At 71.1% G+C, this 14,105-nt stretch carries 12 protein-coding genes; 4 read left to right on the top strand and 8 right to left on the bottom strand.

From position 1 onward, the window contains the following. Positions 1-2: 2 nt before the first annotated feature. The 3 genes from LADH09A_RS06435 to LADH09A_RS06425 form a co-directional block, all read right to left on the bottom strand. On the bottom strand, positions 3-2,594 hold the full coding sequence (locus LADH09A_RS06435; protein WP_238643904.1) for a bifunctional FO biosynthesis protein CofGH: 2,592 nt from the start codon (positions 2,592-2,594) through the stop codon (positions 3-5). Positions 2,595-2,596: 2 nt separating this feature from the next. Continuing rightward, a complete protein-coding gene (locus LADH09A_RS06430; RefSeq protein WP_238643902.1) occupies positions 2,597-3,649 on the bottom strand; it encodes a transaldolase family protein in 1,053 nt (350 codons plus the stop codon). An 80-nt stretch (positions 3,650-3,729) separates the two neighbouring features. Beyond that, positions 3,730-4,155 carry a PPOX class F420-dependent oxidoreductase gene (locus LADH09A_RS06425; protein ID WP_238643900.1) on the bottom strand — a complete coding sequence of 142 codons (426 nt, stop codon included), beginning with the start codon at positions 4,153-4,155 and terminating at the stop codon, positions 3,730-3,732. Between the two features lie 256 nt (positions 4,156-4,411). Between LADH09A_RS06425 and LADH09A_RS06420 the strand changes: the two genes are divergently transcribed. Continuing rightward, positions 4,412-5,323 carry an NmrA/HSCARG family protein gene (locus tag LADH09A_RS06420; protein ID WP_238643899.1) on the top strand — a complete coding sequence of 304 codons (912 nt, stop codon included), beginning with the start codon at positions 4,412-4,414 and terminating at the stop codon, positions 5,321-5,323. 29 nt (positions 5,324-5,352) lie between these two features. Continuing rightward, positions 5,353-6,195 carry a DUF6081 family protein gene (locus LADH09A_RS06415; protein WP_238643896.1) on the top strand — a complete coding sequence of 281 codons (843 nt, stop codon included), beginning with the start codon at positions 5,353-5,355 and terminating at the stop codon, positions 6,193-6,195. A gap of 73 nt (positions 6,196-6,268) precedes the next feature. Here the strand turns inward: LADH09A_RS06415 and cofC are convergent, their stop codons facing one another. Beyond that, complete coding sequence (cofC, locus tag LADH09A_RS06410; protein ID WP_238643895.1) at positions 6,269-6,901, bottom strand: 2-phospho-L-lactate guanylyltransferase; 633 nt, start codon at positions 6,899-6,901, stop codon at positions 6,269-6,271. Continuing rightward, positions 6,898-7,902 carry a glucose-6-phosphate dehydrogenase (coenzyme-F420) gene (fgd, locus tag LADH09A_RS06405; protein WP_238643893.1) on the bottom strand — a complete coding sequence of 335 codons (1,005 nt, stop codon included), beginning with the start codon at positions 7,900-7,902 and terminating at the stop codon, positions 6,898-6,900. The genes cofC and fgd overlap by 4 nt, the downstream gene beginning before the upstream one ends. A 138-nt stretch (positions 7,903-8,040) precedes the next feature. On the opposite strand from fgd, the gene LADH09A_RS06400 reads away from it, so the two are divergent. Both LADH09A_RS06400 and LADH09A_RS06395 read left to right on the top strand, forming a co-directional pair. Continuing rightward, entirely contained in the window at positions 8,041-8,715 is a 675-nt protein-coding gene (locus LADH09A_RS06400; protein WP_238643892.1) for a nucleotidyltransferase domain-containing protein, read from the top strand. Further along, positions 8,712-9,491 (top strand): nucleotidyltransferase domain-containing protein, encoded by a 780-nt coding sequence (locus tag LADH09A_RS06395; RefSeq protein ID WP_238643890.1) that lies wholly within the window; start codon positions 8,712-8,714, stop codon positions 9,489-9,491. Before LADH09A_RS06400 ends, LADH09A_RS06395 begins: the two co-directional genes overlap by 4 nt. A gap of 808 nt (positions 9,492-10,299) precedes the next feature. Here the strand turns inward: LADH09A_RS06395 and LADH09A_RS06390 are convergent. The 3 genes from LADH09A_RS06390 to LADH09A_RS06380 all read right to left on the bottom strand — a co-directional run bounded on the left by LADH09A_RS06390 (position 10,300) and on the right by LADH09A_RS06380 (position 13,649). After that, positions 10,300-10,689: a hypothetical protein gene (locus LADH09A_RS06390; protein ID WP_238643888.1), complete on the bottom strand. Its 390-nt coding sequence runs from the start codon at positions 10,687-10,689 to the stop codon at positions 10,300-10,302. A gap of 113 nt (positions 10,690-10,802) precedes the next feature. Then, positions 10,803-11,744 carry an AEC family transporter gene (locus LADH09A_RS06385; protein ID WP_238643887.1) on the bottom strand — a complete coding sequence of 314 codons (942 nt, stop codon included), beginning with the start codon at positions 11,742-11,744 and terminating at the stop codon, positions 10,803-10,805. A 423-nt stretch (positions 11,745-12,167) separates the two neighbouring features. After that, the gene (locus tag LADH09A_RS06380) at positions 12,168-13,649 is read right to left on the bottom strand and encodes an endo-1,4-beta-xylanase (RefSeq protein ID WP_238643886.1); all 1,482 of its coding nucleotides are present in this window, start codon (positions 13,647-13,649) and stop codon (positions 12,168-12,170) included. Positions 13,650-14,105: the final 456 nt, after the last annotated feature.

The following is a 14,105-nucleotide window of genomic DNA, read 5'->3' as shown; positions in this document are numbered from 1 at the left end:
GCTCAGTGGTGCCCGATCACCGGCAGGAAGGCCCGCTCGGGTGTCGCCGGTCCTGCCGCCGCCCGCCGCTCGGCGGGCACCTCGCCGTAGAGCGTGGTCCGCTGCCGGACCGGACGGCCCAGCGGCGCGCAGATCTCCCGCAACTGCGCGACGCTCTTCGCGGAGCCGTGCGGGCTGCCCGCCATGCGGCTGATCGTCTCCTCCATCAGCGTGCCGCCCACGTCGTTCACACCCCCGGACAGCATCAGGCGGCTGCCGTCCACACCGAGCTTGACCCAGCTCGCCTGGATGTTGCGGATCCGGCCGTGCAGCAGGACGCGGGCCATCGCGTGCACCGCCCGGTTGTCCCGCTCCGTCGGGCCCGGGTGGGCGATGCCGGCCAGGTACACCGGCGCGTTGGTGTGCACGAACGGCAGCGGGACGAACTCCGTGAAGCCGTTCGTCTGGTCCTGGAGGCGGGCGATGAGCCGCAGGTGGGCGACCCAGTGCGCAGGATTGTCGACGTGCCCGTACATCATCGTGGCGGTGGTCGGGATGCCGAGCCCGTGCGCGGTGGTGACCACCTGCACCCAGGTCGCCGCCGGCAGCTTGCCCCGGGTCAGGATCCACCGCACGTCGTCGTCCAGGATCTCGGCAGCCGTGCCGGGCAGCGAGTCCACCCCGGCCGAGCGGGCCGCCGTGAGCCAGTCCTCGATGGACATGCCGGTGCGGGCGGCGCCGTTGACCACCTCCATCGGCGAGTACGCGTGCAGGTGCAGCCCGGGCGCCCGCCGCTTCACCTCGGCGGCCAGGTCGAAGTACGCGGTGCCCGGCAGGTCGGGATGGATACCGCCCTGCATACAGATCTCGGTGGCGCCCGCCTGCCAGGCCTCGACCGCCCGGTCACCGACCTGGGCCACCGACAACGTGTACGCGTCCGCGTCGCTGCGCCGCTGGGCGAAGGCGCAGAACCGGCATCCGGTGTAGCAGACGTTGGTGAAGTTGATGTTGCGGTTCACCACGTAGGTCACCTCGCCGCCGACTGCCTCGGCGCGCAGTGCGTCCGCCAGCGCGCAGAGCTGCTCCAAACCCGGCCCCTCGGCGGTCATCAGCGTCAACGCATCCCGCTCACCGAGCCCCGCCGGGTCCCGCTCGGCGCGCCGCAGCGCGGCCGCCACGTCGCTGTCGAGCCGGCCTCCGGCCGGCGCAGTGGTCGCCCTCGCCTGCTCCCGCAACGCGTCCCAGTCGCCGTACACCTCCGAGAAGTCGGAGCGACGTCGGTCCTCGGCCGGTCGGCGGTCGACGTCGAGGTGCAGCTCCGTCCGCCCACTCGCGCGCCAGCCGTCCGCTGGTTCCTGCCAGGCGATCCCGGTCGGCCGGCGGCCCGGCACCGCCAGCCCGGTCTCCGGGTCGGCGAGCGCCCGGACGTGCGGCAGGACGCGTGGGTCGAGCCAGGAACCGCCGCGGCGGATGTACTCCGGCTGGACCGCCAGCCGCTCGTGCAGCGTGAAACCCGCCTGCTCGGTCCACCGTGCCAGCTCGTCCAACGCAGGCCAGGCGCGTTCCGGGTTCACGTGGTCGGCCGTCACCGGGGAGACGCCGCCCCAGTCGTCGACACCGGCCCGCAGCATCAACCCGTGCTGCTCACCGACCAGGTTCGGCGGTGCCTGGATCCGGGCCGACGGCCCGAGCACGAGCCGGGCCACGGCGATCGTCGCGGCCAGCTCCGTCAGCTCGGCGTCCGGCACGTCCCGCATCGCGGTGTCCGGCTTGGCGCGGAAGTTCTGCACGATCGTCTCCTGGATGCCCCGGTAGGCCCGGGCCACCCGACGGATCGCGAAGAGTGACTCGGCCCGCTCGGCCCGGGTCTCCCCGATGCCGATCAGCACGCCGGTGGTGAACGGCACCGCCGACCGGCCGGCATCTTCCAGCACCCGCAGCCGGACGGCCGGCTCCTTGTCCGGTGAGCCGTGGTGCGGCCCGCCCGGGTCGCTCCACAGCCGGGTCGCCGTGGTCTCCAGCATCATCCCCATCGAGACCGACACCGGTTTGAGTCGCTGGAAATCGGACCAGGACAGCACTCCCGGGTTGAGGTGCGGCAGCAGGCCGGTCTCCTCCAACACCCGGATCGACATCGCCCGTAGGTAGGCCAGCGTGTCCGGGTAACCGTGCGCGTCCAGCCACTCGCGTGCGGCTGGCCAGCGCGACTCCGGCCTGTCGCCGAGGGTGAACAGGGCCTCCTTGCACCCGGCGCGGGCGCCCGCCGCCGCGATGTCGAGCACCTCAGCCGGGCTCAGGTACGCGTCCGGCAGTAGGTGCGGGACCGTCGCGAACGTGCAGTAGTGGCAGCGGTCCCGACACAGCCGGGTGAGCGGTATGAAGACCTTCGGTGAGTACGTGACCGTGCCAGGTCGGCCCGCCGCGGCGAGGCCCTGGTCGCGTACCCGGCCGGCCACGCCGATCAGCTCCTCCAGATCCTCGCCACGGGCGGCCAGCAGCACCGCCGCCTCGCCGACGTCGAGGCTGACCCCGTCCCGGGCCCGACGCAGGGCCCGGCGCAGTGCCGAACGGGCCGGGACAACCTCTTCCGGCGCGGCCGTACGTCGACCGGCCATCCTCAGCCGACCGGCTGACGCTGGGCCGCGGCGACCGTGTCGCGCAACCGTAGCCAGGCGGTGGTGGCCCGGGCGTTCGCCTTCTCGCGCAGCACCCGGTGCACGTCGTCGTGGTCGATGCCGATCGAGGTCAGCCGCTCCACCGCGCCGTGGGCGTCCTCGTAGGAGCCGTGCACGGTGTCGCCGCGCACCTCGCTCTGCTCCACCACCGCGGCGAAGGTGGCTGCCGTCAGGACGGTCAGCACGCCGGGGGCCACCAACTCGTCGACATACCGGGTCTCCAGGTAGTAGGGGTCGCGGACCTGCGTCGACGTCCAGGCCAGCCGTGGCCGAGGGCTGCCCAGGGCGGTCAGGTCGGTCCAGCCGCGGACGCGCAGGGCGTTTTCGAACGCGGCGAACGCCATCCGTGCGCCGGCCAGGGCCGCGGTGCCACGCAGTCGGGCCGAGCCGTCCGTGCCGATTGCCCAGAGCCGCTTGTCAACCTCGGTGTCCACGTCGGCCACCGGCACCGAGACGATCGCGGGCGGAAAGCCCTCCGCGGCCGTCAGCCCCTCCCGTACGGCGTCGAGCACGCTTCGCACCTGCGCCGGGGCGTACACCTGGGTCACGTTCACCCCGATCCCCTCGGCCAGCAGGGCGGTCACCGCCGTGGGCGCGGCGGCCGTGGCCGGGACGGCGAGCAACAGGTTCGGCCGGTCCACCAGCTCGGTGATCCGCCGTGCCTCGGCCACGGTGCCGTCGGGATCGTCGGCCAGCCGGGGGTCGATCTCCAGGCTCACCAGGCCGTCGCGGCCGCCCGAGGCGTCGTACCTCGGTCGCAGTGCGTCCGCGGCCCGCTGAGCCACCCCTGCGGCGGCCCCCCGCACGGCGTCGTCGACGTCGCCGTCCGCCCCGGCGAGCCCGGCGCCACCCTGCGGGCCGGTGAGCTCGGCGAGCAGCGCGGCGACGCCGATGGCGAGGCCGGACACCAGTGGATGACCGGGGCCGGCGGTCGCCGGATCGTCGCGCCAGATGGTCACGCCCGCTTCCGCGAGCTGACGAAGGTTCTCGGTCACAGCTGTCGTCTCCTTGTACGTCCGCACGCCCGGTCCACCGGGCGCGACGTGGGTGGCCGGGTACGGTCTCGTCGCCGCGGTCAGTGCGTCGCGCCAGCGGGGGTGACGTTCCGTCGCACCATCGCGAGTTGCTCCGGGTCCAGACCCCAGGTGAAGAGGCGCTGCGGGCGGATGCGGATCAGCTCGGGAGAGAGGAACTCCAGCTCCGGCGGGACCGGCTGGTCGATGAGCGCCTCCGCGTGGCCGCGGATCTCGATGCCCCGCACCCGCCACGGCCGCCGCGACACCACGTCGTCGATGACGAAGGACGCCTTGCCGTTCGCGGCCACGTTCTTGAACTTCTGGGTGGTGGCCATCGCGCGTCCACCGATGTCGATGCAGTCCGCCTCGGCGTTGTACCAGTAGACGACCGGGTTGTTCTGGATGCTGCCGTTCGGCTGGATCGTGGCCAGCCGGCCGAGTCGCTGCGACTTCAGGTACTCGAGCTCGTCCGCGGTGAAGATCACGTCATCCTGCCCCTCGTCGGCATCTCGCCCCGCGCTGTCACACCGGGGCCCCGACGTGTGGTCACGCCGGGGGCCCTGATCGTCCGAGCGAGGGCTCGCTCCGGACTGGAAGCGGGCTCGAGACTGACTCGAATCCGGCCTCGACTGGCTCTCGAACCCGGCTCTATCCCGGTCGGTGAGCCTTCGGCGGCAGGGTGCGGCGCCGGCGGTGGCCGGGAGGTCCGCGCGGATCGCGACGAGGTACGAGGAGGCGGCCGTGTCATCACGCGCAGACCGGTGGGTGCTGGTCTTCGGCGCAACCGGGAAGCAGGGCGGTGGGACCGCCCGGCACCTGCTGCGCCGGGGCTGGCCGGTGCACGCGTTCGTCCGGGACCCAGAGCGACCCGCGGCCCGGGAGCTGCGGGCCCTGGGCGCGACGCTGGTCGTCGGCGACCTGGACGACATCGGGTCGATCCGTGCCGCCATGACCGGGGCGTACGGGGTGTTCAGCGTGCAGACGCCGCTGAGTCAGGGCGGTGTGCCTGCGGAGGAGCGGCACGGCGTCAACATCGCCGACGTGGCCGGAGAGATCGGGGTGGGGCACTTCGTGCACAGCTCGGTCGGCGGGGCCGAACGCCCGGAGGGGGTGTTCTGGCGCGAGGCGAAACTGCGCATCGAGGAGCGGATCCGCAAGCACGATCTGCCCGCGACCTTCCTGCGCCCCACCTACTTCATGGACAACTTCGGTCAGTACCCGCCGCTGCTGGAGGACGGCGGGCTGGTGTACCGGCGTGGCCTTGCCCCCGGCAAACCGTTGCAGATGATCGCCTCCGGCGACATCGGGTTCTTCGCCGCGGCGGCGTTCGACGACCCGTCCACCATCGGGGCGAAGGTCGAGCTGGCCGGGGACGAGCTGACCGGTGACCAGATCGCCGAAGCGTTCCAGCGCCACACCGGGCTGCCCACCCGGTTCGAGCCGGTGCCGATGGCGGAGCTGCGACGGCAGAGCGAGTGGCAGGCGACCGCGTACGGCTGGCTGAACCGGATCGGCTACCGGGCGGACATCCCCGCGCTGCGCCGGCAGTTCCCCGAACTGCTCACCCTCACCGGTTGGCTGGCGCGGACCGGCTGGGCGGTGAGCTCCGCACACAGTGCGCCCCCGTCCGCCGGCGTGCCGCGCAACAACTGAACTGACGGTTCCCCTTTCTGGAGGTGGCAGTGAGCATCGAATCCGAGGCATCGACCCGAGTGGCCCCGACCGGAGAGGTGCTGCGGGACGACTTCTCGGGCCCGCTCTCGGTCGGCGATGAGACGGCGCGTTGGCGGCTGCGCCCGGTGCCCGGCTTCCCGGCGGGGGACGGCGTGCCGCGGACCGGCCCCGACGGCCTGACGGTCGCCCCCACCGGCACCGACCCGGCGACCGGGCATCCCGCGTTCGCGGAACCGCCGCAGCCGCTGTCGGAGACCGACCACCTGCGCTGGGCGCTGATGGCGAACCGGGACACCTCCGACGGTCTCCCCGGGTTCGCCGTGCCCGCCGGCCGCTTCACCGTCCGCGCCGAGCTGTCCGTCGAGGCGTACGGCCTGGACCGGCACACGTACGGCGACGCGGTCACCGACCCGCACCGGGACCTGCGGCTGGGGGCGGCGGCGCTGATCTGCATGGACCGCGAGACGGGCATGGTCTTCGATTTCATCGTCACCGACCGCTGTGTCTTCGCCGTCTACGAGCGGCTCGCCTTCCCGCCGCACGGCTACGCCGGGTTCTCCTACGCGGTGCCGGTGCTCGACCGGCAGCCCGCCGACGTGCACGCGCTGACCCTCACCTACGACGCGGACCGGCGTACCGCGTGCTGGCACGTGGGGGACGCCGAGGTGCTGCGGGTCAACCGCATCGGCCACCGGGCGCTCGACGCCCGGTACGCGATGCGGGACAACGGCCGACCGGAGGAGTCCGCCGCTCCCCGCCAGCTCACCGTGGGCCTGGCGCTCTTCGCCGACCGTCTCTGGGGTCAGGGGGTCCGCCTGGACGTCCGCCGCGTGACGGCCCACCGGGACTGACCGGGCACCAACAGCACGACCGCGGCAGCCGGCGGTGTCCGGTTGCCGCGGTCGCCGTGGTTCAACTGCCCGGTCAGACCCGAAGCCACGGGCTCCCGGCGCAGGCGTGACCGGTCGCCGCCAGCAACCCGGTCGAGGCCCGGCCGACGCCCAGCCGCACGGCTTCCCGGAGATCCGCCACGGTGTCCACGTCCCGGCGCAGACCGGGCAGCGCAAGTCGGCGGGTGAGATCGGCCATCCCCGCGGTGACGTGCCGCAGGTGCGAGTCCGGCCCGTACGCCGGCCGCAGCCAACACCCGCGACGCGCGGTCAGCAGAGTGGTGCCCGACCCGGGGGTGTCTGCCAGCACGGCCGTGTCCAGCTTCGCCGCAGCGGCCAGCGCCGCCGCCAGCTCGGCGGGGCGGGCCGCCGGGAGGTCGCCGGAGAGCACCGCGACCGGGCCGTCGAACTGGGCGGCGGCGTGCGCCACGGCAGCCGACAGGCCGCCGCCCGGGTCCGGCAGCACCGGTACGCCGTAACGGTCTGCGGCCGACTGCTCGCTCACCAGGTACACCCGCGACAGCGGGGCGGCGGCGGTCAGCACGTCGACGACCATCGCCTCCGCGACCGCCCGACGCAGCGCCGGGGGGAGGGCGAGCCGGCTCTTGGCCCGGTCCAGTCGCTTCAGCGGCACCAGGACGGTCCAGGGACGTTCGGTCGCGGTCACACCCGCGCGTCGGCCTGGAGCAGGGGCAGCACCTTCGTGCTGTAGAGGCTGAGGAACTGCGCCTGGTCCGGCCCGGGAGCGTGGAAAACCAGGTGCCGGAAACCCAGGTCGAGATACTCCTGGACGCGGGCCGCGTGCTCGAGTGGGTCCGACGAGACGATCCACCGGCTCGCGGCCCGGCTCAGCGGCAGCGCCGCCGCCCGGCGCTGCATCTCGACCGGGTCGTCCACGCCGGTCTTCTCCTCGGCGGTGAGCGCCAGCGCGGCCCAGTGGGCGGTGTCACGCAGTGCCCGATCCGGGTCCGGGTCGAACGACACCTTCAGCTCGATCGTCAGGTCGATGTCGTCTGCCGCTCGGCCGACCTGGCCGGCGCCCTCCCGCACGGCGGGGAGCAGCGTTTCCGCGTACAGCTCGTGGCCCTTGCCGCTGGTGCAGATGAAGCCGTCCCCCTCGCGGCCGGCGAGCCGCGCGGCCACCGGCCCGGCGCCGGCGATGTAGAGCGGCACCGGACGGGCCGGGCGGTCGTAGACGGTGGCCCGGTCGGTGCGGTACCACCGCCCGCCGAAGGTCACCCGGTCCTCCGTCCACAGTCGGCGGATCAGCTGGACAGCCTCGGTCAGCCTGGCCAGCCGTTCCGCCGGCGTCGGCCAAGTGGTGCCCAGAGGCGCCTCGTTGAGCGACTCACCGGAGCCGACACCCAGCACCACCCGGCCGGGAGCGAGGCAACCCAGCGTGGCGAAGGCCTGCGCGACAACAGCCGGGTGATAGCGGAACGTCGGGGTCAGCACGCTCGTGCCCACCACCACCGTGCGGGTACGCGCGAGCAGGGCACCCAGCCACGGCAGCGCGGCCGGCGCGTGCCCGTCGTCGTGCCGCCACGGTTGGAGATGGTCGCTGACGAAGACCGAGTCGAAGCCGCACTCCTCGGCGAGCACCGCGTACTCGAGCAGCTCTTGTGGGCCGAACTGCTCGGCGGAGGCCTTGTAGCCGAACCTGACCATCTGCCACCCCTGTTCTTCGTCGGTGCCTCGACGATCGGGGCAGCGGTTAGCGGACGCCTCGAATCCGGGTCGAGCCGGCCTACCTGACACGCGAAAAGGGTGGCGCGTGCGGGACGGTGATTGGGTAGCGTCCCGGGCGTGATCGAGCTTGTCGAGCGGCATACGGCTCTCGCCGTGGTGGTCGGGTCGCGGGCGTACGGGTTGCATGACCTGGCCTCGGACTACGACCGGCGTGGTGTGTTCGTGGCGCCCACGCGGGCGTTCTGGCACCTCGACAAGCCGCCCACTCACCTCGACGGTCCGGCGGTGGAGCAGTTCTCCTGGGAGTTCGAACGCTTCTGTTTCCTGGCCCTGCAGGGCAACCCGACAGTCCTGGAGGTGCTCTGGTCCCCGCTGGTTGAGACGATCACCATCGACGGGGAGTGGTTGCTGGCGGCACGGCAGGCGTTCCTGTCGAGGCGGGTGGCGGAGACCTACGGCAACTACGCCCGGGATCAGCTCAACCGAGTGGCGGCCCGCCGCGAGCGCACCGGCGAAACGAATCACAAGCAGGCCATGCACATGATCCGGCTGCTGATCGCCGGAGCGCATGTGCTGCGGACCGGGGAGGTGCTGGTCGACGTTCGTCACCTGCGTGACCGGCTGCTCGCGGTGCGGCGCGGCGAGTTGCCCTGGGACGAGGTCGCCGCCTGGGCGGCGGACCTGCTGGTTGAACTCGCCGACGCGACCGCCACCACCACGTTGCCTGACCAACCCGATCGGGTTGAGGTGGATGGGCTGCTCACGGCTGTACGGGAAAGGAACCTGTCGTGACCACCGAGGTGCCGCCGTGGGCCGCCGAGGCAGCGTGCGCCCTGCCCCGTCCGCTGCTGTTCGCCACCGTCAGCGGTGCGCATCTGTACGGATTCGCGTCCGTCGACTCCGATCTGGATCTGCGGGCCGTGCACCTGCTCTCGCCCGAGGAGGTCGTCGGGTTGCGCACCGGTCCGCAGACGTTGCAGCACATGGGCGTGCGCGACGACGTCGAGTTGGACGTGGTCAGCCATGATCTGCTGAAGTTCGTCAAGCTGCTGAACAGCCGCAACGGGTATGTTCTGGAGCAGCTGTTGTCACCGCTGGTGGTGGTGACCACCGCGGTGCACGCCGACCTCATCTCCTTGGCCCCGAGGCTGGTCACCCGTCACCATGCGCACCACTACCTCGGATTCGCGGCCACCCAGGAGAAGTTGTACGCCAAGACCGGGCAGCTCAAGCCTGCTCTGTACACGCTGCGGGTCCTGCTCACCGGGATCCACCTGATGCGGACCGGCCGCGTAGAGACGAACCTTGCCGTGCTCGGAACGAGGTTGTCGTACGTACCGGGTCTCATTGCCGCCAAACGGGAGGCCGAGCATGGCCCGCTCCCCGCGGGCGTTACAGGGCGGCTCGCCACCGACGTGTCGCGGCTGCGCGCGGAGCTGGAGACGGCCCGGGACATCTCGGTGCTGCCCGAGCGCGTAGACCCGGCAGCCGTGGACGCCCTACACGACCTGGTGGTGCGCACCCGAATGCGCGGGCTCCCCAACCAGCGTCGTGAGTCAGCGGGCTGAGGTCCGCCGCAGGTCCGTCAACACGGCAGGCAGGCGCCGCGAGGGCGAACGACGCGTGGTCGATGCCGCGCTGCCCGGGACCGCTTCGACGTGCGCAGGCCCGACCCTCAGTGCTCGACACCGAGACAAAATGCGTGGCCTGGCCAGCCTGTCCCGCCCTACCTTGACAACTGGACCTTTCTTTTCCGACCCTCTCACGAGAGGACTTCACCCCGCGTGACGCCGCCTGCTCTGTAGACCTGACACCTTCCCCGCATCGGTCGCCGACGTCGCCGTCGGCTCTTCTCCCATGCCTTCCGTCAGGTCTTCAGAGGGATCATGTCTACGCGTCCTCAAATCGTTGTGTCCCCGACCCTTCGGCGCACGTGCCTTTCCCTGCTCGGGTTCCGGTGCGTCCACTGCCATCCCCGCCTCGCCAGCACCGGTGACGGCAGGTTCCGCGTCAGTGCCAACGGCAAAATCCTCGACATCCTGCCCCCGGTCACCCACGTCTCCCGCAACCCCACCCGCAGAATCGCAGCTCAAGATCGCGTCCCGGTCCGGTACCTGGATCCGCTCCTGGAACGCTGCTCCGGCAACTCCTCCCGTAGCGGGCCCGAGCTGGGGAGAAAGGCACGGTGGCCGTGCCCCGGACTGCATCACGCGGCGGTCCGCGCGCGGTCGCTGATGACCGGGCGCGAACGAGGATCAGGGCCGGCCCGATACCGGCGACGAAAGTAAAGCAGCTTCGCGATTCTGGGCACTCTCATCGTCCGGTCACGCTGCCCGTGGTCGGGGGCCGGCCCTCTCACGATGGCCGGCCCCCGCGTCACGCCGCCGCTCGGCTCATCGCGGCACCAGCTATCCCGTTCAGTGTGGTCAGGTCGGCCGCCCCCAGGTATGAGTCCGACATCATGACCACCACCACGTAGTGGCCGACCGCGGCGGCGACGTAGCCGACGTAGCGGTCGCCTTCGTCGTAGGTGCCGAGGAACAGCACCGTGTCCGGCCCGAGGTGGTCCTCGGCGACCGGGTCGAAGCCCTCCTCGTCGCCGCCCGCCCCGCACCGGGCGAGCTGCGCCTTCAGCTCGGTGATGTATGCCTGTGCCCCATCGCCGCGGTACCGGGCGACAGTTCGAGAACGCCCCCGACGAGACGACGTCCACCAGTACGCGGGCGCCGTTCGAGCCCCGTGGGCCGCGGTCCCTCCCGTGGTCACGGGCGTCCGAGGGTTGGAACGGCTCACCCAAGGAAGCCGGCTGCTGAGGCCTGGCCGCCAGTGCCATGGTCGGCGTGACTCACCATGATTGCTGGACGGGTCAGCTGACGGACCTACCCGAGCAGCGCCACCGCCGCGGCCAGGGTGGCCAGCGACAGTGTCGTGGTCACCACCACCGCCCGGTTGGCCACCGCCTCGCCGACGCCGTACTCCTGGGCGAAGATGAACGCGTTCTGCGCTGTCGGCAGGCCTGCGCACACCACCACGGCCAGCAACTGCGGCGCGGATAGGTGCAAGGCCAGCCCGGCCGCGTACGCGATGACCGGCTGTGCGACGAGCTTCAGCGCGGTGATCCCGGCCAACTCGGCCAACCCGGCCAACCCGGCCAGCGCGGCCGGCTCGGCCCGCGACGGCGCCGTGTGGTGCATTGACGCGCCGAGCGCGACCAGGGCGGCCGGCACCGCGGCGCCCGACAGCAGGGTGAGCGACGCGCCGACCGTCGACGGCAGATGCATTCCGGCAGCCGAGCACGCGACACCCAGCAGCGACGCCAGGATCACCGGGTTGCGTACCGGCAGGGAGGCGATACGGCGGACCCGTACCCGCCCGGCCGGGTCGCTGTGCCGGTCCAGGGCGACCAGGATCACGGGCGTCACCACCAGCACCTGCAGCAGCACCACCTCCGCCAGGAACGACACGTTGCCGAGAACCTGCGTTGCGATCGGGATGCCGAGGTTCGCCGAGTTCACGTACCCGGCGGCCATGCCCCAGATCGGCCGCTCGTCGGGCTCGCGACCGAACAGCCGGCTCGCGCCGACCCACCCGAACCCGACGACCGCGGCCGTGCTCACCCCGAAGGCGAGCAGCGAGCGGTCGGCGAACCCGGAGAGCGGCATCCGGGACAGGGCTAGGAACAGGGCGGACGGCATCGCAAGATGGAACACGAACCGGCCGAGCACCGCCGCCGCCGCCTCGCCCAGCAGGCCCCAACGGCAGGCCGCGTAGCCGGCCGCGGTAAGGATCCAGATCGGTGCGAACGCCGACACCAAGCTCATACCGGCGTCACCGGCGGGCGGGCCTCTCGCCGGCTCAGGGACTGGCGGGCGTCCCGGGCGGACGAGTCGAGAAACGCGGCGACAATCTCCACCTGGGAGAGGATGTCATCGACCCGCAAAGGGTGAGCCCAGGCGTAGGGGTTGCGGGTGCGCTGCCGGATGTGTTGACCGCCGGTGCCCCGTCCGCGCCCTTGCAGGATCGCTTGGGCATGATTCGAGTGTCGCAATGACCGGCCGCGTGGTTACGGTCGACGACACCGACGGAGTCCAGGATGCGGTCCTGCTTGCCGGCCACGGGGGCGGGCCCGGCGTGACGCCGAGCCCGCCCGTTGCAGTCCGGCCTGTCTCAGGTGTTCTGGATCTCGCCCTGCGGCTGGTCCATCGGCACACCCTCGAACAGGTTCTGCGTGGAGTCGGCCGTGATCAACGTGCGAGGGCAGCGAGCCGGAACTGTTGGTTGGTCTGTCCGTGGCAGTCGTAGAGCTGGATCTGAGCTCCGTTGGTGGTGCTCCAAGCGTCCAGGCATCGTCCGGACTGAACGTTGCTGATGGTGCCGTTGGAGTTGACGTTCCACTGTTGGTTGGTCTGGCTGTGGCAGCTGTAGATCTGCACTGCCGCGCCGTTGCCGGCGCCTGCCGCGTCGAGGCACATGTTGCCGTACACCTGGAGTTGTTTGGTTGAGGTGTAGGTCCATGCCTGGTTGGTCTGCTTGTTGCAGCCGTAGAGCTGGACCCGGGTGCCGTTGGTGGTCGAGGCGTTGGGTACGTCGACGCAGCGGCCGGACTGGGTGCCGACGATCTCGCTGGCGGAGCCGGGTGGGACGGTGGGGGTGGGCCCCGGAGTGGTGGGCGTGGGGGTGGGCCCGGGGCCGGCGCTGTTCAGTGCCTCGAGGGTGGCGGTGTAGGCGGCCTTCTTGTTGCCGTTGCACTCGAAGAGCAGCGGGGTGCCGCTGGAGCGCCACGAGTCGCAGTCGCGTACTCCCCACACGGTGATTCCGTTACAGCGAGCCACGGCCAGGCAGTCGTTGACCACGTTGCGGTAGGTGTTGGCCTGCGTCGTGCCGGAGCCTTCGATGTCCAGCTCGGTGATCTGCACGTCCACGCCGAGGGCGGCGAAGCTGGACAGCGTGGTGCGGTAGTTGCTGTTGTACGCCGAGTTCGCGTTGAAGTGGGACTGGAACCCGACGCAGTCGATCGGCACCCCGCGCTGCTTGAAGTCGCGCACCATGTTGTACACGGCCTGCGTCTTGGCCCAGGTCCAGTTGTCGGTGTTGTAGTCGTTGTAGCAGAGCTTCGCGTTCGGGTCCGCTGCGTCGGCGGCGCGGAACGCCGCCTCGATCCAGTCGTTGCCGGTGCGCTGCAGGTTCGAGTTACGGCGTGCGCCGCTGTTGCCGTCCTCGAATGCCTCGTTGACCACATCCCACGAGTGGATTTTGCCTCGGTAGTTGGTGGCCACCCGGGTGACGTGGTTGAGCATGGCGTTGCGCAGGGCGGTGCCCTCCATGCTCTGCATCCAGCCCGGCTGCTGGGAGTGCCAGGCCAGGGTGTGGCCGCGGACCTTCCATCCACGGGAGGTGGCGTGGTTGACGATCCGGTCCGCGTTGCTGAAGGTGAAGTTGTTCTGCTGCGGCTCGGTCGCGTCGATCTTCATTTCGTTCTCGGGGGTGATGCTGTTGAACTCGCGGTTCAGGATCGTCGTGTAGGCGTTGTCGCTGAGCTTGTTCGCGGCTACGGCGGCACCGAAGTATCGGCCGGACTGGGTTGCGGCGGCGCCGAGGGTTGTCTCGGCGGCCTGGGCCAGATTGGGCAGCAGCGACACGGCCAGGGCCAGAATTATCGCGGCTGTTCCGGAAATAGTTAGTGCTCGCAGTCGGGTGCGCCCGGTGGGACGGGTCCGGAAATCCATGCCGGTCCTCCAGTGGTGGGGTAGGTGGAGCTCTGTCGCTGCTCAAGGGGGAAGCCCCGCTCGGATGGCGGCGGCCACGATGCTGAGTCGGCCCGAACGGGCCGGACTCACCTCAGGCGCCCGTGTGCAGACGAGTCGTCTCGGGCTACCTGATCAGCGGATGCGGGGTTGCGGTGAGTGGGTCCGGTCGCCCGCCGGTAAGCGGTGGCGAGCGCTGGGGTCTGCAGGTGGTGGACGTGGTCACCTGTTGGGTGGGTGGGCTGGCGTCACCTGTGGCGCCTCCGGTGGGGAAGTGATCATGTTAACGTTCACAGCCATCGATGGCTCTCAGGCTGGCAGAAAATTCCAGGATTTTCAACCGGTAGTTTCGGACGTGTTACGGATCAGGGCGGCAGGTGTGCGCGTCCCTTCGGCCGGACAGAATCACACCCTTGGTCTCCCGGAGCGACCGGCGCT

The organism is Micromonospora cabrerizensis (assembly GCF_022230955.1).
In the GTDB taxonomy this organism is placed as follows: domain Bacteria; phylum Actinomycetota; class Actinomycetes; order Mycobacteriales; family Micromonosporaceae; genus Micromonospora; species Micromonospora cabrerizensis.
Note: the sequence above shows the minus strand (reverse complement) of the source record. Positions and strands in the feature narration are given on the sequence as shown.

Coding starts and splice junctions, on each gene's coding strand:
- LADH09A_RS06385 (WP_238643887.1), bottom strand. CDS start 11,744: ATGAGCTTGGTGTCGGCGTTCGCACCGATCTGGATCCTTACCGCGGCC.
- fgd (WP_238643893.1), bottom strand. CDS start 7,902: ATGGTCAGGTTCGGCTACAAGGCCTCCGCCGAGCAGTTCGGCCCACAA.
- LADH09A_RS06380 (WP_238643886.1), bottom strand. CDS start 13,649: ATGGATTTCCGGACCCGTCCCACCGGGCGCACCCGACTGCGAGCACTA.
- LADH09A_RS06435 (WP_238643904.1), bottom strand. CDS start 2,594: ATGGCCGGTCGACGTACGGCCGCGCCGGAAGAGGTTGTCCCGGCCCGT.